At 64.7% G+C, this 23,911-nt stretch carries 16 protein-coding genes; 3 read left to right on the forward strand and 13 right to left on the reverse strand.

Annotated features, from left to right (window positions below):
• Nucleotides 1-22 precede the first annotated feature (22 nt).
• The 10 genes from P8R42_07050 to P8R42_07095 all read right to left on the reverse strand — a co-directional run bounded on the left by P8R42_07050 (nt 23) and on the right by P8R42_07095 (nt 17,431).
• A complete protein-coding gene (locus tag P8R42_07050; GenBank protein MDG2304401.1) occupies nt 23-1,912 on the reverse strand; it encodes a recombinase family protein in 1,890 nt (629 codons plus the stop codon).
• A 1,152-nt stretch (nt 1,913-3,064) separates the two neighbouring features.
• Nucleotides 3,065-5,500, reverse strand: a complete 2,436-nt coding sequence (locus P8R42_07055) for a glycoside hydrolase family 2 TIM barrel-domain containing protein (protein MDG2304402.1) — start codon at nt 5,498-5,500, stop codon at nt 3,065-3,067.
• On the reverse strand, nt 5,497-6,324 hold the full coding sequence (locus P8R42_07060; GenBank protein ID MDG2304403.1) for a phytanoyl-CoA dioxygenase family protein: 828 nt from the start codon (nt 6,322-6,324) through the stop codon (nt 5,497-5,499). The genes P8R42_07055 and P8R42_07060 overlap by 4 nt, the downstream gene beginning before the upstream one ends.
• Nucleotides 6,325-6,511: 187 nt before the next feature.
• Complete coding sequence (locus P8R42_07065) at nt 6,512-8,143, reverse strand: class I adenylate-forming enzyme family protein (protein MDG2304404.1); 1,632 nt, start codon at nt 8,141-8,143, stop codon at nt 6,512-6,514.
• Between the two features lie 61 nt (nt 8,144-8,204).
• A complete protein-coding gene (locus P8R42_07070) occupies nt 8,205-10,691 on the reverse strand; it encodes a TonB-dependent receptor (protein MDG2304405.1) in 2,487 nt (828 codons plus the stop codon).
• A 52-nt stretch (nt 10,692-10,743) separates the two neighbouring features.
• A complete protein-coding gene (locus P8R42_07075) occupies nt 10,744-11,664 on the reverse strand; it encodes a sterol desaturase family protein (protein ID MDG2304406.1) in 921 nt (306 codons plus the stop codon).
• Entirely contained in the window at nt 11,661-12,176 is a 516-nt protein-coding gene (locus P8R42_07080) for an SRPBCC domain-containing protein (GenBank protein MDG2304407.1), read from the reverse strand. The genes P8R42_07075 and P8R42_07080 overlap by 4 nt, the downstream gene beginning before the upstream one ends.
• A gap of 41 nt (nt 12,177-12,217) precedes the next feature.
• Nucleotides 12,218-13,045: an enoyl-CoA hydratase-related protein gene (locus P8R42_07085; GenBank protein ID MDG2304408.1), complete on the reverse strand. Its 828-nt coding sequence runs from the start codon at nt 13,043-13,045 to the stop codon at nt 12,218-12,220.
• Between the two features lie 86 nt (nt 13,046-13,131).
• A complete protein-coding gene (locus tag P8R42_07090) occupies nt 13,132-15,126 on the reverse strand; it encodes a glycoside hydrolase family 3 N-terminal domain-containing protein (protein MDG2304409.1) in 1,995 nt (664 codons plus the stop codon).
• The gene (locus P8R42_07095) at nt 15,119-17,431 is read right to left on the reverse strand and encodes a DUF3604 domain-containing protein (protein MDG2304410.1); all 2,313 of its coding nucleotides are present in this window, start codon (nt 17,429-17,431) and stop codon (nt 15,119-15,121) included. The genes P8R42_07090 and P8R42_07095 overlap by 8 nt, the downstream gene beginning before the upstream one ends.
• Nucleotides 17,432-17,588: 157 nt before the next feature.
• Here P8R42_07095 and P8R42_07100 point away from each other — a divergent pair, with 157 nt between their 5' ends.
• Nucleotides 17,589-18,131 carry a winged helix DNA-binding protein gene (locus tag P8R42_07100; GenBank protein ID MDG2304411.1) on the forward strand — a complete coding sequence of 181 codons (543 nt, stop codon included), beginning with the start codon at nt 17,589-17,591 and terminating at the stop codon, nt 18,129-18,131.
• A gap of 38 nt (nt 18,132-18,169) precedes the next feature.
• Here the strand turns inward: P8R42_07100 and P8R42_07105 are convergent, their stop codons facing one another.
• On the reverse strand, nt 18,170-19,582 hold the full coding sequence (locus P8R42_07105; protein ID MDG2304412.1) for a sugar porter family MFS transporter: 1,413 nt from the start codon (nt 19,580-19,582) through the stop codon (nt 18,170-18,172).
• 268 nt (nt 19,583-19,850) lie between these two features.
• On the opposite strand from P8R42_07105, the gene P8R42_07110 reads away from it, so the two are divergent.
• Nucleotides 19,851-20,432, forward strand: a complete 582-nt coding sequence (locus P8R42_07110) for a hypothetical protein (GenBank protein ID MDG2304413.1) — start codon at nt 19,851-19,853, stop codon at nt 20,430-20,432.
• Nucleotides 20,433-20,672: 240 nt separating this feature from the next.
• On the forward strand, nt 20,673-21,080 hold the full coding sequence (locus P8R42_07115; GenBank protein ID MDG2304414.1) for a MarR family winged helix-turn-helix transcriptional regulator: 408 nt from the start codon (nt 20,673-20,675) through the stop codon (nt 21,078-21,080).
• A 31-nt stretch (nt 21,081-21,111) separates the two neighbouring features.
• Here P8R42_07115 and P8R42_07120 read toward each other — a convergent pair whose 3' ends face one another.
• Nucleotides 21,112-21,891, reverse strand: coding sequence for an enoyl-CoA hydratase/isomerase family protein (locus P8R42_07120; protein MDG2304415.1), 780 nt, complete (start codon nt 21,889-21,891; stop codon nt 21,112-21,114).
• A gap of 3 nt (nt 21,892-21,894) precedes the next feature.
• Nucleotides 21,895-23,769, reverse strand: a complete 1,875-nt coding sequence (locus P8R42_07125; protein MDG2304416.1) for a hypothetical protein — start codon at nt 23,767-23,769, stop codon at nt 21,895-21,897.
• Nucleotides 23,770-23,911: the final 142 nt, after the last annotated feature.

Genomic DNA, 23,911 nt, shown 5'->3' on the forward strand with positions numbered 1-23,911 from the left:
CGGTACGCCGAGAAGCAGTTGGCTACGCGTGGAGCAGTCGCCGAGTACCACCGAAACCGTCGGCGCAAGCAGCGACGCACGCCAGGATGACCAAGGGGGTGAATCCCCTTTGGCTGACTGCTGACTCCTTCATGTGCCTGCCCGTGGCGGGCAGCAGGCGGGCAGCCGCTGGCGTTCTGGAGGACTTTTCGAGTGCCCACGTCGAGAAAAAGTGCTGAGAAGTGCTGAGACCTACTCGCCAGGGGATTTTCGATTCCCCCCGCCTCCACTGTTGGGACCAATTCGAACCGCCTTCCGAGGACTCGGCCTGCGCGAGCAGGTCGAGGACCTCGAGGGCAGTTTCGGCTTGGTAGTAGGGCTTTCCGACCTCGGGCCGCACCGGGCGGAGCCGAACTGGCCCCAAGACGCGGCGCAGAACGAGCGCCGAGCGCGTGGTCTGGCGCCTCAGTAGCTCGCCGATCGGCCGCAGGCGCTCCGCGATCCACTCGATCGGAGGCGCCTCGAAGACTGCTTCCGCCGTCGCCTCGAGGGTCCCGATCTCGACCCGTAGGCGATCGACCTCACGCTCGGCCTCCTCGAGTGCCTGCCCGAGGGCCTTGGTGCCCTTCCCCTCGGCGATGAACTCGATGAAGTTCGCCACCCGACGCTCCTCGACGTCGAACTTGCCTCGCGTGAGCTTCAGCGCTTCGGGCACGTCGGCGTGGAGTCGTTTCACCTCGATCTCGACGCGCTCGAGCACGTAGCGGATCGAGGCCGCGTCCGAGACACGCTCCCGGACGGCCGCAAGAACGCACTTCTCGGCGATCGTGCGACGAACCAGGAGCTTGTTGTCGCAAGTGGCTTTCGGTGCGCCGAGACACCCGTAGTAGCCGCCGCTCTTGCCGCTCACCTGGCCCATCGACTTGCCGCATTCGGCGCACCGAAGGAGTCCGGAAAGGAGATGCGGGGGGTTCGTCTCGACGTAGCTCCGCTGGCGACTTCGGGAGCCCTTCTTGTCACGACGAGCGGGCCAGACTCGGTCGACCTCCTGCCAACGGCGCGTCACCTGTTCCCAGCAGTCGGCGGTGACGATCCGAAGCGCCTCGTCTTCACGGATGTCCCACTCGGATTCCGGTTTGGGAATTCGGCGCTTGCGGCCGGTGAGAGGATCGCGGCGCGTTTCGGTCCGATTCCACACCCACCGGCCAATGTACTTCTCGTTTTTTAGGATCCGGCTCACCGTAGACGGCGACCAGCGCTTCCGGAGGCCGGTGCGCCCGGGCACGCCGCGCGCGTTCAGATTCGCGACGATGGCCTTGATTGAGATGCCGCCCGCAAAGTCTCGGAAGATCTGTCGAACGACGTCGACCTCAGGCGGGTAGGGCCGCATCCGGTAACCCTCCGGGCGAGGCCGGCCCCGCCGGTCGACGCGCATCTCCCCGACAGGCTCGGAGCGATACCCGAACGTCGCTTCGCCGACGGAGAATCCACGAGCCTTCTGCCCCTTCTGTCCCCGGAGCGTCTTCTCGCGCAGATCGTCGAGGAAGAGCTCGTTCACGATGCCGCGCATCTGGAAGCCGAGCTTGGAGCGATCGTCTTCACTGTCTAGGCTGTCGGCGCGCGAGAGGATCCGGACGCCGTGGAAGCGGAACTCGGCGTAGAGGGTGAGGAGGTAGTGGTTGTCCCTAGAGAGACGTGAGAGGTCGTCGATGAGGAGGGTTTCGAAAGCCCCGTCCGCGGCTGCCGCCCGTAGGCGGTCCAAGCCGGCCCTGGCACGAAGCGCGCCCGACTTGGCTTCGTCGGTGAAGATGTGGCTCGGATCGACAGTGAGGTCGTGTTGAGATGCCAGACCTCGACACGAGCGGACCTGGTCGTCGATGCTCTCAGGGCGCTGGTTGTCGGAGGAGTAGCGTGCGTAGATCGCCGCTCTCATGCGCTCTCGGAATCCTGGCTGTCGAGCGAGAGCGCGTGCCGCCGCCGTGCGCTGTACTCCTCAGCGAGGAGGCGCGCGAGATGGTCCAGGACAGGGCGCATGTCCGCTGGCGGAGAGGCAGGCGGCGTTCCGGGCACCCTCACATCTGAGTCTGACCTCATTTGACCCCTACTATGCCCATGGGTACAGTAGGGGTCAATGGGTGAATTCTGCTTGGGATCTGGCTGCCGAACGCTGTACCCGTGCAGCGCTCGCGTGCTAACCCGTGCCCGTGCCGACGCGAGTCCCCAAAGGGAAGGTGCTGTTAACGGTCGCGATCGACCCAGAGCTCCGAGACGCCGCGAGAAAGGCCGCGAAGGCCGAGGAGGTCACACTGACAGTCCTGGTAGCGCGAGCTCTTCGGGAGCACCTGGTTCGGAACGGGAGCAGATCTCGACGACGGCCCGACACGAAGGATTGACGATCGCCGCGGCTCCTTGGGGTTGGCGTGGGGATGGGGCTTCGCACGACATCGCCCCTTTCGTCGCCGTCGGCTGCTGCGCGACGACCGGCAGAAGTAATTGTCGCTGATCCCGCGGGGAGGAAACCGGCACGCCTGAAGAGCTCGTGCTTGTCTTCGGGGGTTGACACCTCCGTGTCCGCAATCTGCTTTCGGATCTCATCGAGGCGGCTTTTGGCCCATTCTCGGTCCGCCTTCTTCGCCCAGGGGTACCTGCCTTCCGAACCGATGGTCAAGATCGTCTTGGTGTGAAAGAGCTCGCCTTCTCCGAACTGCTTCACGTAATCCGGGTCCGAGCAGACGAGGTGCAGGTGTACCAACGGCTCGAGCATGCCTCTGAGCAGCGTTTCGGCTTGCAAGCAGATGACCTGCCCCGCGTTTTCGGCCCGGCGCAGAGACGGCGATCTCGGAGTAGAAGTTCATGTTCGAGGGGATCCAGGAGTTCGTCGAGCCCTCGCGGGCGTCGGGAGAGCCGCTCCTGTTCAAGGGGCGAGACTTCGCCCTAAGCGACAGCGAACCGGCACTGGGCTGAGGCTGGCGGTAGCAGACATCAACGGCCCCATTGGCCCGCCGGCCACTTCGTGCACTGGGCCGCGCCCGACGTCGTCTCCGACACCTCGCCATCCAGGTGGGGCGTTGCGGGTTTTCGCGGACTACCGGGTCGTGGGTGCTGACGCGGGCCGGGGCGCGATCAAGACGCCAGGGTGGCGGAGCCCGATCTTGCGCCGGCTCGTCGCAGTGGGCCGCCCCGGGGCCGTGATCTCCGCGTACAACACGAAGCCCGTCTCGTCGGGAATGTCGATGATGAGGACGGCCTCCTCACGACCGATCGCGGGCACGATGACCTCCTGCTCCGCGGAAGCCGCGAGTTGCCGGCCATCGGACGACGCGGCGATGACTCGAATGCGGCCACGCACCGGCTCGTGTTCGTCGTTGATCACCGTCACGGGGACTTCGACTCGCTCGCCGCGTTCGTAGAACGCATCCGACCAGCGCTCCAGATAGATCGCGACGGGAGCGAACGCATCGCGTGCATAGCGCCGCCAGCGAGGTTCGAGCACTAGGTTCGGGACGTCTACGAAGTTGTCGCAGGTGTGGCTAGCGTCCTTTGGCTCCCAGTCGTCGCGGACGGTCTCCGGGTCGGTGCACTTGCCGAGGTACAGGAAGTGTTGCACGCCCGCGTAGCCGCGCCGTGTTCGCCACAGTCCCGTGAGTTCGGAGATGACGTAGGCGTACATCTCGCGTCGTTCCTCTGGCGAAAGCTCTGCTCCGCCGGAGAGTCTCTCGAATGCCTTCTTCGTGAGTGGGGTCGGCTTGCGCCCGTCCCTCGTATGCCAGAGCCAGCCGTACTCGTTGTTGATGTAGGGATGATTGCCGGCGTTTGGGTCTTCCCAGGTGGAGAACACCCCCGTCCCGGCCTTCAGTGGCGGTCGACCCGGGTGATGGTCGAGGTCGTCCAGGTTGTAGTCGCGTGCGTTGGGGTTCATGAAGGAGGTGCCGTTCAGGATGTAGGGATGTTCCTCCAGGGGATCGTCGACACGGTCGGGTGCGCCGTAGCTCCCCGACTCCCAGGCGCGGGTCTCGTCGAGAGCACGCAGTCTCGGCACGAGTTCGTACGGCAGCGGACTGTTGGTCTCATTCGATGCGTCCCACCAGCCGATCGACGGATGGTTCCAACTCTCCTGAACCCAGCCCGTGTACTCCTTTTGCATCTCCACCAAAGACCACTGCGCGACTTCGGATCCGGGGGCGAACGGCGCGAACACGTGAAACTCGTCCGTCACGATCAGCCCCACTTCGTCCGCCACGTCGTACCAGAGGTTTGGCGCGCGTCCGACGTGGAAGCGCACCGAGTTCCAGCCGATCTCTTTCGGCAGCTCCCCGAGAAGTCGCTCGACCCACGGACGCTCCCACGGGAGGGTCCCCCGATCTTGGTCCTCGAGGAACCGGTGGAATGCGATGTTCGTTCCTCGGAGCGGATAGCGACGGCCGTTCAGGAAGAAGCCGCCGTCCTCACCTCCACGCCACTCCACTTCGCGCATGCCGAATCGGACGACGCGATCGTCTGTGGCCGCTCCTTGATGATGGACTGTCGTGTGAAGGCGCTGTAGCGCGGGCTCTTCGGGGGTCCAGAGTCGCGCATCTGGTAGCGAAACGTCTCGCACGATCTCTCGGGTTTCTCCGGCGGGGATGTCGATCCCGCCATCCACGGATGCGGCCGGCGCGGGCGGCGACGTCCAGCCGACGACCTCGTGCTCGACATCGAGCCGTGCGGCTTCTTCCGTGCCATTCCGTACGAGGGTTCGGATTCGGGCGACGCCTCGTTCCACGTCCGGCTCGACCTTGATCCGCACGATCGAGTGTTCTCCCGTGTAGACGACCGTGACCGAGTCCCAGAGACCGGGAAACCAGCGACCCTTCTCCTGGTCGGAGCCGACGGGCACGAAATCGGGGATGCGACTGCGGTCCGCGCCGACGCGGACGAGCAGCTCGTTCTCGGCGCCCCAATGAACCGAGCCGGTGAGGTCATACTCGGACACGGTGAAGGCGCCATGATGCTCGCCGAGCGCCACCCCGTTGAGCCACGTCTTCACCCCGTACTTCGCCTTGTGCAGACAGAGGAAGGCCTGCGTTCTTCCTGGGCCGGACTCGGGTGCGACGAAGCGGGTGCGGTACCAGAACGCTTCCCGGTCGTCGCTCTCGATCCCCACGGAATCGAAGCGCGGCGACGCCTCGGTCACGAGGCCGGGGACCGGAACGGTGTGGTCGAACTGCGGCGGTGGTGTGTCCGAAAGAGCCCCCTCACCGATCTCCCAGACCCCGTCGAGGCTCTGATTGCCCCGGACCGTTTCTCCAAAGTCCACGTGGCTGCGCTGGCACACCGCGACGGGATGGGAGCCCGCGATGCTCGCCTCGCGATTCGGTGACGGCGGGAAGGTCTTCAGATGCGGTTCGATCATGGGCCACACCCACGGGCCCACGGTGTCAAAGAGGGCCATTCCAACGCTCATTGGCCAGATCGCGGCCGCGAGTCCGCAGAGAAGAAGCACGGCCGCAGTGCCGCCCAAGGCCGCGAGGACTTTTCTCATTCTTCGAGGGCGCCGAGGTGCGTCGTCCATTGAACGTCGTCGTTGTGGGAATGTGTGAACCCGATCGACCGCTCAAAGGCGACCGTTTCGCGCGACCGGTGCGCGATCACGTACGTACGGCGCCAGCCTGCGCTAGGGTTGCCGCCGGAGCCGTGCACGATGCGCTCGTTGTGAACGGTCACGTCACCGCGTTTGACGATCAGAGGCACGAGTCGGTCGTCTTGTCCGAGGTCCACGGAGAGCGCGTGTGACTCATCCCGCACGCCTGAGTCTGTGCGCAAGATGGGGCGGTGCCGGCGCAGATCCGGTTCGACGTGTGAGCCGGGGACGACCTGCAAGCATCCGTTCCCAAGCGTCGCGTCATCCAACGCGAGTGAGCACGTGGTCGTTCGGGTATCGGGGGTCCCCGTGGGCCAGTAGCCGAGATCCTGATGCCACGCGAAGGCGGCCGCGTCACGCCGCGGCCTCTTGCTGAGGAACTGGTCGTAGTCGAGTGTCGCGTCCTCGCCGACCAGTTGACGGGCGACGCTCTCGGCTCGGCGCTCGAAGAGGTTCCCTTGAAGGGACGGCTCGTACTTTCGGGGGAGCATCGCGTTCACGATGTTGAACTCCGCGAACGGGCGTGAGTACGGACCGCTCATGTCGCACAGGTCCCTTCCCATGTTCTCGTACTGCCCGTGCAAGAAGCGTTGGTAGACCTCTTCGATCGGCACGATCTCCTCCTCGCGCAGGAACTCCCGCAGAACGAGATAGCCATCCCGCTCGAACGCCAGAACCTCCTCAGGTGCGAGGACGTACTCCTTACCGCGTGCGCCCTGCGCCATCGCTCAACGCCTCTTCTTCGTGCGGGCGCGACGGCCGTCGCGAATTCGTCGGGGCAGCTTCGGAGACGTCATCCTGAGGGTTCCTTTCGGGTGCGCAGGCTCATCGGTGGTGTGCTCGGCGAGCCGCCAGGCGGCGTCGTGCGGCCCCGGCACTTCCGCACGACTCTGCACACTTTCCCGCTAGTCGTCAATCTGCTTGTCTTGTTTGAGGGCCTCGTGGCTCGCCCCGTCCGGGGAGCCTGGCCTTCAGCAGTTTCTGCAGGTGTGCCTTGCGTATCTTGCCGCTCGCCGTCAGTGGGAGTTCCCCTTCTTCTAAGAGAACGACGACCCTGGGGACCTTGAAACTCGAAAGCTCGCTGCGAAGGCGCGTCCGGAGGGTCTCTCCCGTGGCGCTGGCCCCCTGTGTGAGCACAACGGCGGCGACCAGGGCTTTGCCCTCGCTACAGTCGACCGCGACGACCCCGGCGCGGTGAACTTCAGGAAGCGATTCGAGTACGACCTCGATCTCTCGAAGCGAGACGCCGGCCCCACGTACCTTTACGAGCTCGTCGAAGCGGCCCTCGAAGTAGAGGTAGCCCTCCTCGTCGATGCGACAGAGGTCCCCTGTGCGGTAGAACCCGTCGCGCTCGAAAACGTCTTCTCGCTCGCACTTGTAGATCCCCTGCATGAGAGCGCTTCCGCGGATCCACAACTCGCCCAGCACCCCCGGCGCCGCCGGCTCTCGGGTGTCTAGATCCATGATGCGTCGCTCGATGCTCGCAAGTCCGCGCCCGAACGATCCAGCGTTCTCCGCAGGCAAAATGGAGCCGCTCGACTCCAGGCTATGCTGTCCAAAGCTCTCGGTCATTCCTAGACGGTTGGGGATCCGGGCTGCGGGGGGTAGCTGGCCCTCCGCATCGCGCGTCCGGATGAGCCCGAAGCGGACGAAGCCGAAATCGTCACTCTTCATCCGTGGGTGCGCCATCAGAGCCGCCGTCGTGTGGCCCATCCCGAGAACGTGGGTGATCCGCTCGCGCAGAACGAGGTCGAGGATGCCGTCCTCGTCCAGCCCCGTATCGCAGTGTAGAACGGCGCCGCGTTGCAGGCACCCAAGAACACACAACGCCAGTCCGCCGATCCAGAAGAACGGCTGTGTCGTGTACAGCCGGTCGCCAGCGTGGAGGTCGCTGTGAAAGCGCAGCCCTGCGGCGTAGGTATGACGGATGACCGTGCCGTGGGTATGGACGACGCCCTTCGGCGTCCCGCTACTGCCCGAGGTGTAGATCATGACGGCCGTGTCGGCCGGCGTCACTTCCGCTTCGATGGCTCGCAGAAATGGGTCGTCGACGGCCTTCGTTGCGGCGGCCGCGGCCGCTAGTCCCTCCGGCCCGGGCACAGCCCATCCGCGATCGCAGCTGCCCCAAACGCGAACCGTTCGGAGAGAGGGGAGTGCCGGGACGAACAGCGCGGGACCCGTCGCATCCAGGAGAGGGGGCACGGCTTGCTCGAGCTTGGCCAGGTAGTCGTGCGACCGATACGCCGCCACGGTCAAGAGGGTGTGGATGTCGGCGTGTCGCAGTACCTCGAGCAGCTCCCGGGATTGGTAAAGCGTGCTGAGTGGAACAGCGATTGCGCCGATGCGCGTCGTGGCAAGGAAGGCGACGACGAAGTCCGCGCCGTTGGGCATGAGGATTCCGACGCGCGTCCCCTTGCCCACCCCGGAAGCGAGGAGTCCTCGCGCCCAGAGCGCGGCCTGGCGGTCGACCTCGCGGTAGCGGAGTCGCTCTTCGCCGTCGACGAGGAACTCGCCATCGGCGAACCGATCGGCAGCCCATCTCAGCAGGGCGGGGAGAGTACAGGCGTAGTCGGAAGGGGCGGCCCGGACGTCGCCGTCGTGTTCCTCAGAATCGATAGCTCATCTCTCCGCCAAACGTGATCGGCGACGCGTAGTTCTGTGAGGAGAATCCGAACACGCCGACCAAGTCTTCCGCGGAGGCCAGGTACTCCTCGTTCGTGAGATTGATCCCCCAGAGGGCGACCTGTGCGCTGTTGTCGAGGAAGTCATAGGACAGTCGCGCATCGAGCTTGTTGTAGCCCCGCTGGAAGGCAGAAGGGTTGCTGAGAGCGCCGAAGAATCGCTGGCCGGTGTAGGACCACTGAAGACGTGGCGTGAGCCAGCCGTCGAGCCAGGTGCTGCCCACCGTCACGGGGAGCGAGTACTGAACCGCCAGGAAGCTCGTGAACTTTGGTTCTCCGAACCGGTTGCCGGATCGATCGTTTCCGCTGGCGTCGACGAACTCCGTGAACTTTGCATCGAGTACGCCGATGTTCCCGGTGATCTGGAGGCCATCGATCGGGACCGTTTGGAGCTCGGCCTCGAGGCCCTTGCTGCGTGCCTTTGCGGCGTTGGTCGTGATGCGCCGGATGATCGGGGTGTCCGGATCGTCGGGGTTGTCGAACGCGACGTTCTGGAGCACCTGGATGTCGTCGAAGTTCATGTAGAACAGCGAAAGGTTGAACGTCACGCGTTGGTCCCAGCCGATCGTCTTGATGCCGACCTCGAAGTTCTCGATCGTTTCGGGCTCGAAGGAGAGCAGGTCCTCCTGCAGCGGATCGATGACTGTATTGAACCCGCCGCCTCGGAATCCTTGCGAGTATGAGAAGTACGTCATGAGATGGTCGAGGGCGGCGGCGTCGAGCCAGTTCTCCGGTGCGAAGAAGGAGATGCTGCCCATCGGTGTCCATCGCGTGAAGGTCTCCTCGCCCGACTCGATCGATGTTCCCTCCTGGGCGAAGAGGTCCGGAACCAAAGCGGGGTTGGCGCGGATCAGGGCGAGTTGCTCTTCCGTGAGTGCCTGGTTGGCGATCGAGTTTCGCTTCGTGTCTTCGGTGTAGCGCACGCCGCCTGTGAGACTCATGAAGTCGGTGAGTTTGGCGGTCGCTTGGGTGAAGAGAGCCCATGTGAAGTTGTCGATGCTGGTTTGGCCGATGCTGCGGAAGCCGGTCCCGGTTTCCGTAACACCGCCGCCGCCCGCGCCGCCCACGTCACCGCCCTTGTCCCAGAAGCCGAAGAAGCCTCCGATGAAGGCGATGCGGTCGTCCCAGGCCGTGCCGTTCAGCTGGAGCTCTTGCTGGAACTGTTGGAAGCCGGGTTGTCCTGGCAGAGTCGACAGCTGTGTTACGAAGATCTCGGTCGTGTCGATGTCCTCGGACGTGTACTTGTTGGTTTTCTGCTCGCGCCAGGATGTAATCGACTTGACGGAGAAGCTGTCGAGAGGACCGACGTCGCCGATGTCGTAGTTGATGGTACCCCAGGCGCCGTAGCTCAATTGGTGATCGCTGTTGGGGAAGTTCGTGCTGACGCGGAACGGTTCCGACGCTTCGCAGGCGGCCTGCAGATCGGGGAACAGCGGGGTGAGGGCGCCGGGCTGTTGGTATTGGCAGCGGCGTCCCCGCCGGTGCGACATCGAGCGGTCCCATGAGCCGCTCACGTCGATGGTCAGGTCGTCGATCGGCAGGAACCGGAGCGAGCCGAGGAAGGTGACGGAGTTCAGGTTGCTCTCGTAGTTGTCCTGAGCCTCGTTGAAGACCCATCCCCGATTGTTGGCGGTCGCAACGGCAACGCGGCTGAAGAGCTTGTCCTTCAGCCAGCCGAGCGCGATCGGCACGTTCATCATCCAGCGCGATCGGAGCTGACCGCGGCTCCCGGGGCGAACGAAGACGAATCCCTCGAGCTCCTCGTGCGGCTTCACGGTCGTCAGGCTGATGGCGCCGCCGACGGTGTTCTTGCCGAAGAGGGTCCCCTGCGGACCGCGCAGCACCTCGACTTGCTCGATGTCGAGCACGTCGATGATCTTGCCGCCGCGCGGCAGATAGACGCCGTCGACGTACGTGCCGACGCCTGGGTCGAAGGCGACTTCCCCCGTCGTGGTGCCGACACCGCGGATTCGGGCTCGGGCCGCGTTTGTCGTGCGGGCTTCCGTGAAGACCAGATTTGGTACCAGCTCGGCGAGTTGGTCCGTCCTCTGGATGTTCGACTCGCGTAGGCTGGCGGCGCTGAGGGCCGTCACGGAGATCGGAGTGTCTTCGAGAAACTCCGACCGCTTGCGGGCTTGGACGACGATTTCTTCAACGCGCGCGAGTTGGCGTGGCGACACACCGGGCACTGGTGCGCCGGTCTCGCCACGCTGCGCCTCTGCCGGGCCGGCGTCGACCTCGGCCTCCGTGCCTCCGACGTCGCCCGGGGTCTCGATGTTCTCGAGATAGCTGCTGGGGGCCCCGGCGGGGTCGGTCTGCGCGGTGGCGGACGGTGGTGGCGAGAACACCACGAGTGCGAGAAGGGCAACGATGGCGGTCGTTGGCGCATTTCCTTGTCGGCAGTCATCCATGAACCGGGTCTCCTCCTTCCGCCGGCAACCTATGCGCTTGTCGCACATTTTGTCAAGGAAATTGACTAAATGAGGTCAATGGCCCTGACGACCCTCTGTCGTTCAGCCGGCGCCAACGGAACGGGGCAAGCAGCGGCCCAAAGAATCCCTTGGGATAGGCGGCGGGCTCGGTGATCCCGATGTCCTCCGGAGGGCTGCGGTCGGGCAGGAAACGTGTGCCGAAGACTGTGTCCCACACGATCAAGTTGGTCCCGTAGTTCGTGTTCGCCTCTTCCGGCGTCTTGGAGTGGTGCCAGCGGTGAAGCTCGGCGGTGCTGAAGACCCAGTTGAGTGGGCCGAGACGAAGTTCGACGTTCGCGTGCTGCAAAACGCCATGCACGACGCCAACCGATGCGACCAGGAGGAGCACGGTCCGCGGTGCGCCCATCGCGAGCAGGGGCACGCTGCTGACGAAGCCCAGCCAGATCGTGTCGAAGGGATGAAAGCGGGCCGCGTTCAGGAAGTAGAGCCGCGAAGGGCTGTGGTGCAACGAGTGGAGTCGCCACAGTAACGGGACTTCGTGAGCCGCGCGGTGGGCCCAATAGTGACCGAACTCGTACACGACCAGAGCCAGAGCCCATTGTCCCCAAAGCGGCCATGACGTCGGCCAGAGGTGAAAGCCCACTGTCCCGGCGAACTGCGCGGCAACGAACAAGCCCGTGGTTTGAACGGCAGCATCTCGAAAGCCGCTGAGGAGGTTGTTGGTGGCGAGGAACAGTCCATCGGGGAGCAGGTCATGGCGAAAGTAGTGCTTCCAGCTCTTGGAGTGAGGGAAGACGCGTTCGAGCAACGAGACTACGGTGTACGATACGGCGGCCAGGATGCCGATGACGGCGCTGCCGCGTTCGGGGATCTCGCGATAGGCGTAGATCATCAGCCCCCCGAAGAGGACCGGGAAAACCGTCACCGAGAAAGCCCGCCTTAGAGTGCTCACTGTTCGTCTCCCACCCGCGCCGCGAGCGCTCGATTCATGGCCTGGAACGCGGCGCGCGTATGCTGGTGATGCTCCTCGTTGTCGATGCGCAGCGCACGCCAGCCGCGGAACTCCTCTGCGTGACGCAGTCGCGTTCGGTTCCCCGCGAGGGGCTCGAGCCGAAAGTAGTGGTCCGTCTCGAGAAAGCCCGTCGTCAGGGCGCTGCCGTGCCATCGGAGCTCGCGCGGTGCGTCGAGCGTCACGATCGTCGGGTGTACCGTGAGCGGCTTCGGCCAATTGCTCTGGGCGATCGTGACCGCGATCGCGCCGCCGGGTTCGAGGGTGCCGCCCAAGCGCAAGACGTAGGGGTTCCACTCGGGATAGGCGGCGAAGTCGGTCAATACGCGCCAGACATCTTCCGGAGGGGCGGCGATCTCGATTTCGTGCTCGATCACGAACACGGGATCCGGGCTAGCGGCCAGCGTCCGCAGATGGAGAACGAATGCGACACACAGGACCGCGACCAGCCCCAACAGTATCCCGACCCAACGCAATAGATCCTCCAGGCTCGTCGCTACTCGCTTCTCTCAGTAGCTTGTCGCGGTTTGCGCTGCGATTCCATGAGGCTCTCGAGCTTGTCCCGGAAATCGCGGTGGGAGCTCACCACGGCCACAAGATCGTTCGACATCTGCTGGTGCATGCGCATTCCCATGAGCTCCCAGGCGCGCCGGATCATGACTTTGGTGGCCACGAGGGTCGAGCCTGGAGCCTTGGCAATGCGATGTGCCAACTCCTCGGTGGTTCGCTCGAGGTCGTCCCGTGGCACGACGCGATTGATGATCCCTGCTGCGAGTGCGTCTGCCGCGCTCAAGGTCTGTGACGTGAGGAGATACTCCGCGGTCTTCTTCCAGTTCATGAAGAGCCACGGCTCGATCATCGTTTCACCGCCAGGAAGCCCCATCCCCTGTACGAGCGGCATCTGAAAGTAGGCGTCTTCCGAGGCGATGGTGAGATCGGGAAGCAGTGCCCAGTACGACCCCCCTCCGAGCGCGTAGCCGTGGACTTGGGCGATCGTAGGCTTCGGGAACTCCCACAGTGTGAGCATGGGCGTGAGGAACAGCTCGGTCTGCCCCTCCCAGACAGTGCCTTTGGCTTCCCGATTCGCTTGGAACTCGGGGTAGTCCCCCGTAGGTATATGGCCGGAAGAGAAGCCTTTCCCGTTCGCCTTCAAGATGACCACCTTCACCTCGTGGTCGCGCCGGGCCTGCGTCAGCGCGTCGTCGACGCCCCAGACCATCTCGGAGGTTTGCGCGTTCGCTCGCTTCGGGTCGTTTAGGATGATGCGGGCGACCGCCCCGTCTTTCTCGAAAGTCACGTAAGGGCCATGCTCGGTCGTCGTCATCTGGTGCGTCTCCGTACTAGGCTGGTAGCTGGTTGCCACGTATCGCGTCGGTGGCAAAGTTGTCAAGTTAATTGACCAAGTATAAGTCAGTGAGCCTCGGGATTTGCGTCGTAGGAGAGACCGAACCCGAACGGGAAGAGTGGGCGGTCCGAGTCGTACGGTACGTCTTCGCTCTGCGCCTCGACGGCTTGCATGGACGACGGGAGTTCGAACGGGAGCTTGGCAGTCGGCGCGAACCGGCCGAACGCGACATCGAGCAACGCCTCATCCGTCGCCCCGAAGTGCGCCAGGATCGCCGATGTCTTCTCTGCGACGTTGGTGAGTACGGCAGGTCGTTCGAGGTAGATGGCCAGAACTGTGGGCCGGGTCGCGGCGATCTTCTGGAGGCGTTCGAGCTCGTCCCCTCGATAGTCGAGAGCGCCCTGGTTGAAGATCGCTCCGAAGATCCGGTCGCCGATTCCATTCCCCGCAGGTGCCGGCTCGTACGGCGTATGTGTCCGCACGAGTGCGAAGTCGGCGTCTTCGAGAGATTCGGCGACGGTTGCGTAGCCCGCGACGATCGAAGGGTCGAAGCCTTCCACATACACCCGCACGTCCCGCGCGAGGGGGAGAGTCGCCCTGCTCGCCGTAGGGCGCACCTCGTTCTGGAGCAAGATGATGGACTTGCGCTGGGCGATCTCTCCGGCGGCCATGAACTCGGGGTTCCCGCAGATTGCCCCGGCACGCTCCACGTCGACGTACGGGTCGTCGAACAGGCCAAGGCGGAACTTGTCCCGGAGCAGCCGGCGTACCGAAACGTCGATGCGTGATTCCGGCACCTTCCCGCTCTCGACGAGTTCGATCAGCGGCTCTGGGTAGATCTGCCCTCCGAACTGATCGATTCCGGCGTCGAGCGCCTTCACGTAACGCTCCGGGATGGTCAGATCCCACACTCCATGTGCCTTTGCGTGGACCATTTCGATCGGGCCGAAGCCGAGCGGGGCGACGATGCCCCAGTCCGCGCAGACGACACCGTCGAAGCCGTACTTCTCACGCAGTAGATCGGTGAGGATCTCGCGATTGAAGCCCATCGCGACATCCTCACTCGTCTGGCCTACGGGCACGCCGTAGTACGGCATCATTTGAGCGGTTCCTGCGTCGAGCGCGGCCTCGAAGGGGATCAGGTGGTAGTCGAAGTTGTCGCCGGGGTACGCCTGGTCGCCGCCGTAGCTGAAGTGCGCGTCCCAACCGTCTGCCTGCGGTCCACCGCCCGGGAAGTGCTTGGTCATGCATGCCACGCTCTCCTCCCCGAGGCTCTCGCCTTGAAACCCGAGCACGTAGGCGTGGGTCATCTTCGCCGAGAGCTCGGCATCTTCGCCAAAGCTACCGACGATCCGGGCCCAGCGCGGCTCCGTTGCGAGGTCGGCCATTGGGTGCAGCGCTAGGCGGATGCCCACGGCTCGGTATTCGAGGTTCGCGATCTCGCCGAACTGTCGGACGAGAGCGGCGTCGCCCGTCGCGGCCAACCCGATCGGCTCTGGCCACAGCGAGAAGCCCTCCGTTCGGACGCTCGTCGCAATGCCTTCGTCGCGGAGCCCGTGGCGGGGATCCGAGCTGATGGTCACCGGGATGCCGAGGCGTGAGCGTTCGGCCATCTCTTGAAGTCGGTTGTTCCACGCCGCCATCTCGCGCGGCGACCCGGCATTGACGATGTTGAAGGCTCGGAACTGACGCAACGCAACCGCATCGACGGTTGAGAAGCCCTGCTGGAAGGGATTCCCGACGAGATGCCCGTCCGATCCGAGGAAGATCGGCGGCTGGAACATGAGGCCGACCTTCTCCGCGATGTTCATCTGGCCGAGGAGATCCTCGACTCTGCGTTCGAGCGGCTGCGTCGGGTCTTCGTATGGGTCGACGCGGCCATTCCTGTTCAGATCGCGGACGGACCGTCCGGCGGCGCTGACCTTCGGAGCGGCAGGGCCGAGAGCGGCTCGCGCGCGGTAGTCCTGAATCTCGAAGCTGGCCCAGGCGATCAGTGCGACGACGACGAGGAACCCAACGAGGCAGAGTAGGCCCATCCAGATCCACTTCAATCTACGCATCGGAGTCGTGGTCTCTCTCTCTCGGATCCGCTCGCTCGTCGGTGGAGGTGGAGGTGGAGGTGGAGGTGGAGCGGGCTGTCGGTCGTTCGACGGGCTGAACGAAGATGGGCGAGGACCACGCTCGTTCCTGCACAGGCGCGAGGCAATCGTCGGTGGGGTCGGAGTCTGGTCCGGTGGGGAAGCAGGGAGCCATGGACGTGCAGTTCCCGTCCGCGTCTCGCTCGCAGCGAAGCGTGTCGCCGTTCACCGCGAGACTGGGCGCTTGAATCGCGCGGACATAGTAGACGGTCTCGCGACCCGACCCGACGAAGTCCGCATCCTCGAACTGCGCGATGCACCCCTCCCGGCTTTCCGGGCAGGGGAGGGTGAGCCACGGATCCTCGATGAGCTGTGCCAAGGGTTCGTCCGGCGTCCGCTGCGGGTGGATGCGGACGACTTCGATTTGTGAGATGCGCTTGCGCTGGTCGGAGGGCGAGTAGCACTCGTCTAGACAGAGGCGGTGGAGTCGCTCGGGTGTGAGACCCTCCCGGACGTGTTCGGGGCAGCCGGGCAGCTGCTCGAAGGCTCCGACGGCGCGCACTTCGAATCGGGGGATCTCTCCGAGGCTGATCTCGGATCCCATCGGTCGCCGGCCCTCGGCCGCGAGGAGATCGAACCACAGAAGAATCCGGTCCCCGGAGGTGCCGTACACCTCGCGCCGCTCGAGTGCGTCGAAGATGGCTTCGCGACTCCGTCCGGCTGAGTGCACCGCTGCGAGTCCCCCGGTATAGAAAAACGAGGCGCTGCGTTCGTCCATCGAAGAATTGATGGCCGAGATCTCCTCGGGGGGGATCGACCGAGGGGGGCGAGCCTTGGCGCTCGACGAGAAGCCGAGGTCCATCCCGCGGGCATCGCTCATCCCGGTCCGGTGGACTTCCTTATAGCCCGTCCCGGGTCGTGCGGCGTGGGTGTCGCTCGAGCCGATCAGTCCGTACCGAAAGCGCGCCGGCGGGCCGTCTGCGGAGAAGTCTCCGAGCGCGAGTCCCGACTGTGCGCTCATTCCGGGACGGTAGGTGAAGGCCGGCAGGAACTCGTTCTGGATCTGGCCGCAATTGAGCCAGTCCTCGGGCGTGGAGCCGGGCACGACCTCGTGTCGGAATACGGCCTGCGCCCCGCCCGCGACCGCCGCATCGACGAAGTTCTGCCGCGCTCGAGCGACTCGTTCCTCGCAGTCCTCGCTCGGCAAGGCGCCGCAGCGATCGCGGAGGATCTCGCCGGCTCGCCAGCAGCAGGGCTCGAAGTCGTCGCTCGGCTCTGGGCAGGAGTAGCCGCCGTCGCCATCGGGGATCACGTGCCGCAGGTCTCGATAGGTTTCGGAGGCGCCGTGCCCGGAATACACCTCGAACAGTCGCTGGCGCTGTGGGTCGTGCTGCCGCGTCGAGAGTTGGTGCCCGAGCGAAGCGGTCGGGGGTGCGTGGATCCCCCAGGTCGTCCCGTGCGGAATGACCAAGGCGGGGAAGCCCCACTCGTCGAGCTTTTCAAACAAGACCCCTGGGGTGGCCGCCTCCTCGTAGCAGTCTGTCGGTAGCTCTCGCACCGGCCGGCCCACCGGACACCGTTCGATCTCGTAGCTCTCCCGTACGTATCGGTTGAAGTCTTGGTAGTCGGCGGCGCGAAGCGGGTCCGCCACGCTGGCAAAGCGCATGGCCCGCAAGCTGTCGATCCCGCCGTCGGTCGCAGCGATGGGTCGGGTTGGAACCTCGTCTTCCGCCGTCCCGAGAAGGATCACGTTCTTGTGGCCGAAGTGGCCCTCCGGGGTCGGGGAAGCCTGCGTCCACTCCCACCCGAGAAACGCAACGACGTCTGGGTTCTCCGGGCTCCCGGCTACCGCGTTGCACTGGCGGATCGAGTCTTTGATCTCGCTCCAGAGGCGCGGGGCTAACGCCTCGGCGTGATCGTTGATGCTCCAGAAATCTAGTCCGGCACAGTAGCGGGCGAAGTCACAAGCATCCGCAGGAGGGTGCGCACCTTCCCCTTGGAATACCGGCAGGCTGAACGCGAACGCGTCGATCGAAAAGGTCGTGTGAACATGAAGGTCCCCGAAGAGAATCTGGCTGGAGTCGCCCGGGGCGCCGATACGTGCGGCGGCCTCGGCTTGCTCCTGGCGACGTTCGGTCGTCACGTCGTCGGGGAGTCGCGCTCCCTCGATCGAATTCTTCATTGGCGGCTGGCCGAACGTTCCCCGGAAGAGAATCCAGCCGGCCCCCAGTAGGATCAGGAGGGTTCCGAGCACGAATGCGCTGGAATAGAGGAGCAGCTTCTTCATGTGGGGGAGGCAGGTATCACGCTCCGCCAAGAAGGACAAGTAAGTTGACTAAGGAGTTCGGCCTCGCTCTGTACATTCCGCCGCGGCCGGGCAGGGGCAGGGCGCCAAGGATCGTCAGTTTGATTGCCTAACTCCCCCGAGATGTTACAAAGACCGTGTGGCCACCAAGAGGTCCCGGAATGGAGCGCCCGACCTGGATCAGTTCAGGAAGCACAACCTGGGCTGGCTCCTGCTTCAGATCAGCGACGATTTCTTTCGTTTCGTCGGCCCGCAGTTGGCAGCCCGGGGCCACACCCTCATGCGGACGCAGCACGCGACTGTGCTGACTCTACTTCCGCTAGAAGGGGCTCGAATCACAGACCTTGCCCGTGCGGCGGGAATCACAAAACAGGCAATGGCCCTGACCGTGGGAGATCTCGAGAAGTTCGGGTACCTGGAACGGGCACCGGATCCTTCCGACGGACGTGCGAAGATCGTTCGGTTGAGCGAGGCCGGCCTCGGTATGTTGCGCGACGCGCAGGAGGCCGTTGAGGGAGCTTGGAAACGCTACGCCGGCATGGTGGGCGAGCGCCAACTTCGGTCCATCCGCAAAGGTCTGGATGAGTTGCTCGAGCAGATCGATACCGCCCGCGCGATGAAAAGCGGTCAAGAGTCGAGCGGCACCCCGAGCCGGCCCGCGCGCGAGCGCCGAGGCGCCTGACCGTCGATCCCACGCTACGCGAGCCCGCCCGTAGGCGGTCAGCCCTGCATGCTCTCCAGTTCCTGTCCTTTCGTTTCGTGTACCATCGCGATGACGAAGAACACGGACACGACGGCGCACACCGTGTAGAAGCCATAGGCGCCGGCCAGCCCGATCGACGTGAGCATGATCGGGAAGGTCATGGTGATGGCGAAGTTCGAGGTCCACTGAACCAACCCCGCAACCGCGAGGCCTGACCCGCGGATCTGGTTTGGGAACATCTCGCCGAGCATCACCCACATGACGGGCCCCCAGGACATGTTGAAAAAGAAGACGTAGGCGTTGGCCGCCACCAGGGCGGTCGTACCCGCAGCATCGCTCAAGAGCAGCCCGCCTGACGCGTCTACATCAGCGCCCGCGAAGGCGAGTGTCATGGTTCCGAGAGTCGCGCTCATCCCGATCGACCCGAGCCACAAGAAGGGCTTTCGGCCGATCCGATCGATGAGGGCCATCGTGATGACGCACGCGGCGATGCTCACCGCGCCGGTGATCACATTGATCAAGAGCGCATTGGCTTCGGAGAAGCCGACGGACTGCCAGAGAACCGCGCCGTAGTAGAACACGACGTTGATGCCCACGAGTTGCTGGAGTGAGGCCAGGCCGACCCCGAGCCAAACGATTCGACGGACCCGTCCGCTCTCTCGATCGAAGAGGTCGGAAAGCGACGGCCGGTGATGGTCGCTGGCGAGGGACGCATCGATCTCGGCCACCTTCGCGGACCCGGCCGACTCGCCGTACAGTCGCGCGAGCACGGCGCGCGCGTCTTCCAGGCGCCCTTTCATCACGAGAAAGCGGGGGCTCTCTGGGATCGTGAGCAGGGCGATCAGGAATACGACGGCTGGAGCCGCTTCGATCCAGAACATCCATCGCCACGCTTCGTAGCCGAGCCACAGCGGACCGATCGCCGATCCCGCAAAGCCCGCCAGCAGGTAGTTGCTCACGAAGGCGAGGAAGAGGCCGGTGATGATCGCGATCTGCTGGATCGTGGCCAGGCGTCCGCGCACCTCGGCCGGCGCAACCTCGCTGATGTATGCGGGTGCCATGACGCTCGCCGCGCCGACCGCGAGCCCGCCGAGGATCCGGTAGAGGACGAACTCCGACGACGTCGTGGCGATCCCCGAGCCGAGGGCGCTCACCGTGAAGAACGCAGCGGATAGGAGCAGCAGGGCCCGCCGGCCCAAGCCGTCGGCGAGTCGTCCGGCGAAGAACGCTCCGACCGCGCACCCGAGCAGCATGGACGCGACGTTGAACCCGGTGCCGACGCTATCGGACGCGAAGGCGGTCTTCAGACCGTCGACCGTCCCGTTGATCACGCCACTGTCGAATCCAAAGAGGAAGCCGCCGATCGTGGCGACGATGCTGATGCGAACGACGAACGCGAAGTCCCCTCCGCTGGAACCTGTCGTGCTCACGGTGTGCCCCGCTCGGTCGAGCCTTGGGCCGGACGTGAGCAACTGCAGTGCCGCGACGCGTCAGAACGGTGCGAGTCGAACGAGGAATCGCGCGATGGGTGATGGCTCACTGATCAGTCTCCTTGACGAATATGGGTCAGCCTCGAGGAATACTCTCATGATGAAGGAGGAAATGCACATAAATAGAAAAGAAGGTTGACTTTAATTCTGGGACCGTCCAGCCTCCCCGTGTTCGCCAATTCCGGCGGAAACCATTCTGGAGGGACTCATGAACTCGACCACCACTCGATTTCTCGTTGCCGGTGCCGCGCTGCTCGTGGTTGCCGACGTTGCCGCGGCTGGCACCAAGGTACAAGGAAACCTTGCTCCCACGCCCGAGGTCACCGGCATCAACTTGCCAGCTGGCGCGGCCGTCGTCTCGAAGAGCAAGGTGCAGATGGACGACAAGGGCAAGATCAAGGCGACGATCAAGCTCGACACCAAGATCAACGGTGACGGGTCGTTCGCGGATAAGATCGCTCCGACGCTGAGCGGCGACGAGCTGATCATGGTCGTCAGCATAACCTTCGATCCGGGCGGCGGCGCGATCCTCGTGGAGACGGCGTTCCCGGCGGAAGTCAAGAACGGTACCGCCAAGGTGAAGGAGGACATCTCCGGCACGTTCGGTCTGATTCCTTCTTTGCCGGCGAGCATCCAGATCCGGGGTGCCGCGGTCTACGAGATCGACGCGGGCGACATCCCCGGCTGTGAAGCTTCGTTGGCCATAGGCTTCGCCCTTCCCGGAGCCAATCCGTGCCACGGCGCGAACCCGGCTCTCGCGGTGATGGGCCTGGAGATTCCGGCACCCTGAAGAGGCGAACTGCTTGCAGAACCCCCGGACGCCTTGGGTGTCCGGGGGGTCGCCGGCGCCTGCCGACGACTGCGCCCGGCTGTGTAGTCGTGGCGCGCAGGGCGACGGGGAAGGAGCGCGGCGGCATTGGCTGAACGGGTTGAGTTTGAGGTGCCGGCGGCTACTCTGGCGAGAGCTATGAGCGGCTCCGTCGTCGATGATTCAGACGATTTCCGAAGGCACAATCTGGGTTGGCTCCTGATGTGTCTTGGGAACGATTTCTTCCGCCGGAGTGGGCCCGAGTTCTACCGGCGCGGATACACGGGGCTCACCAAGGCCCATTCGGTCGTCCTGACGCACCTTCCGTTAGGAGGGGCCCGCGTGACTGACCTCGCCCGCACCGCGCGAGTGACGAAGCAGGCGATCGGCCCCCTGGTCACGGACATGGAGCGGCTCGGCTACGTCGAGCGGCTTCGCGACCCCAGTGACGCGCGCGCCAAGATCGTGCGGTTCACGGAGAAGGGTCTGGGCCTCGTCCAAGATGCCCGCGAGGTCGTGGCCGAGACGTGGTCGCAGTACGCGGAGATCCTCGGCGAGGAACGACTCGAGGCGGTTCGCGAGGGATTGGACGAGATCCTCGCCCGTCTCGACCAAGCACGCGACGACTGAAGGGTTTCGCGAAGTCTGAAACCCGGCGGGCTCAGCTCTTTCGGTTCGCCTTCTCGCGCATCTTTTGGACGATCTTGCGGTGCTCCTCTGAGCCGCTCGAGACGGCCTCCGCCGCCAAGGAGAATTCGAGCACCCCCTGGGCGGCACGCTGCAGGTGCAGATTCACCGCTCGCTTCGTGTCCATGAGCGCCTGGCGCGGCTGGCGTGCGAACGCCGTTGCGATCTCGATCGCGCGGGTCCCAGCCGTGCCATCCGGCACGACCTCGTTCGCCAACCCGATCTCCTTCGCCGTCGACGCAGGAATCCTCTCGCCGGAGAACAAGTAGTACTTCGCCCGCTGGAGGCTCATGAGGAGCGGCCATACGACCGCGCCTCCGTCGCCCGCCACGAGCCCAACCGAGACGTGCGGATCCGCGAGGAACGAGCTCTCCTCCATCACCACGACGTCCGAAAGAGACGCGAGACTGCAGCCCAAGCCCACCGCGGCGCCGTGGATCGACGCAATGATCGGGAGCGGGAACCCCATGAGTTCTTTCACCAACCGCTCCGCTTCTTGCAGGGTCGAGGCTCGTATCGCCGGATCGTTGGCCATGCTCTCGATCAACCCGAGGTCGCCCCCCGCGCAGAACGACTTGCCCGCGCCCGAGAGGACCACCGCGTGGAGCGAGGCGTCGACCGCAAGCTCGGTCCAAACCTCCGCCAGGCGATGGTGCAGCTCGGGATTCGCTGCGTTCAGCGCCTCCGGACGGTTCAGCCGGACGTGCGCAATTTTGCCGTCCTTTCGGACATCGAGAACGCCGGATTCACTCATGACTCATCCTCCCGCGGGTTGGCAGTGGCTTCGGAGGCTCGAGCTCACGCCGAACTCCCCAATCGCCTCACCCTTTATGCCCCAGACATAACGGTCGGGCTCGACTCCTCCCACCGGCGACAGACGCAGAAGGCCAGAGCTGTTCAGTTCCACCCGATCGGGAATCAGGCCCGGTCGGATGCTGGATGTCAGAACACATCCGATCGTCGTGTCGGGTAGAGACGTCGGCACCTCCATGTTGTCGTAGAACGTGGTCGAGAATCGGCGGTCGGTTCGCGCGGGTCGAACCGCGCCGATCGCCGTTCTCTCGAGCGTTGCGAGGAACACGAGGCTGACGTCGAGGGAGGCCGGGTTGAGGATCTGGAGATCGTATCGATCTGTCGCGGCCGGCAGTACGACGCGCGTGGGGTTCGCAGGCTGATCCGTACCGAGGCCCAGCGCATCGTTGCCGAAGGCATACTGAGCCTCCGTGTCGGCGACAGTGAACGACCCGACGATCGCCCCGTCGCGTAGTGTCGCGCCGGTGCTGCGGAAGCCCCGGCACTCTCCGTCGGTTTCGTATGCGGTCACCGTGACGATGCCCGTAGAGCCGGAGAGGTCGATGCGCGGCCCAATCTGCACGTTGGCGGCGTCGAGTGCGCCCATGTTCTGAGGATCGACGACCACGGTGTCGTTCTGCGTCAGGCAGATGCTGAAGTCGACGAGCTCATTGCAGTCTTCGCTCCAGAAGATCCAGTGCGTCGAGACGTCCACGTCCCCGATGTTCGACGCCTGCAGGAAGCTCACGCGGCCCTCGCTCACGTCGAACGGCATGAGGAGCTCGGCAGCCGGCTGGGTGTAGGACCCCTCGTCGCCGCACGCGGCGCGTACGCCAGAGGTCGGCATCGGGCCCGGCCCGTTCGTTGGCTGTGGGGGCATGGTGGGCCCCGGTGTCGCACTACCGCCTGGCGCCGGGGTGGCCGTCGCGGACGGATCGGGCGTGGCGGTCGGGTTGGGGCCGCCATCTGGAGTCTCTGTTGGCGCGGGCCCAGGTCCCCCAACCGGGGTCTCTGTTGGCGCCGGTCCCGGGCCGCCGTCTGGCGTCTGTGTGGGATCGGGACCGGGGCTGCTGCCAGGATCGGGGGTGGCTGTGGGATCCGGAGTCGGCGCGGGCGACGCCGTGGCCGACGGGCCGGGCGTCGGCGTTGCCACGGCCGTCGTCACGTCGAGAGCCGGCGCGGCAAGCGACGGGTTCTCCTTCGTGGCAAACGCCCCCGGCGCGAACGACCGATCGATGCGCACGAAGATCAGCGTAACGAGATCGTTCGTGTCGGCTTGCAGAAAGCTCACGAGCGCGGCCGTGCTGAACGTGAAGGTGTCGCCGATCGCATGCACGCCTGACGTAAGGCTGAACGTTCCGAGAAACGTTGCCTGGCCGGCTAGCAGTCCGTTCGCGCTCGACTGGTCGTTCGCCGGAGCATCGGCCCAGAGCACACCGTACTGGGTCTCCACCCAGTTCTCGCCGGCGTGACCGTCGTTCAACCCGTAGACCTGGAACGTATCTACGCCGACTGTCTCGCCAGGAGCGGCGTCGGCCTCAGGGGCCACGTCCACCGTCAGGTTGAGGCTCGCGGCCGAGACCGGCCCGGACACCGAGGACAGGTCGAACCGGATGTATCCCTTGCTGTGCAGGCCGCCGCTGCCCCGATCGGACTTCACCTTGATGTGGAACTCGTTTTCGAACGGTGTTGGGAAGAGGCTGCTTGCGTAGCCGTCGGCGCCATTTCCGTCGGAGGTCGTGATGACGATTGCCGCGGCTGGCGCGAGACCAGCAAGACTCAAGGACAGCGCCATGCCGACGCACAGGAGCGGCCGGGGAAGCACGTAGGGGATGTTCATCGTCATGGCTCCTCTGTTTCGGAATCTTGCTGGCAGGTAGTCAAGATAGCTGTCCATAGACCATTCAGAGATTTCGTCAAGTGAATTTACGATTGAGCACCCGCGGGGCCTAGCCAAGCAGTCTACCAACGTTGCCAGTAGT

The organism is Candidatus Binatia bacterium (genome assembly GCA_029243485.1).
GTDB lineage: Bacteria > Desulfobacterota > Binatia > UBA12015 > UBA12015 > VGTG01.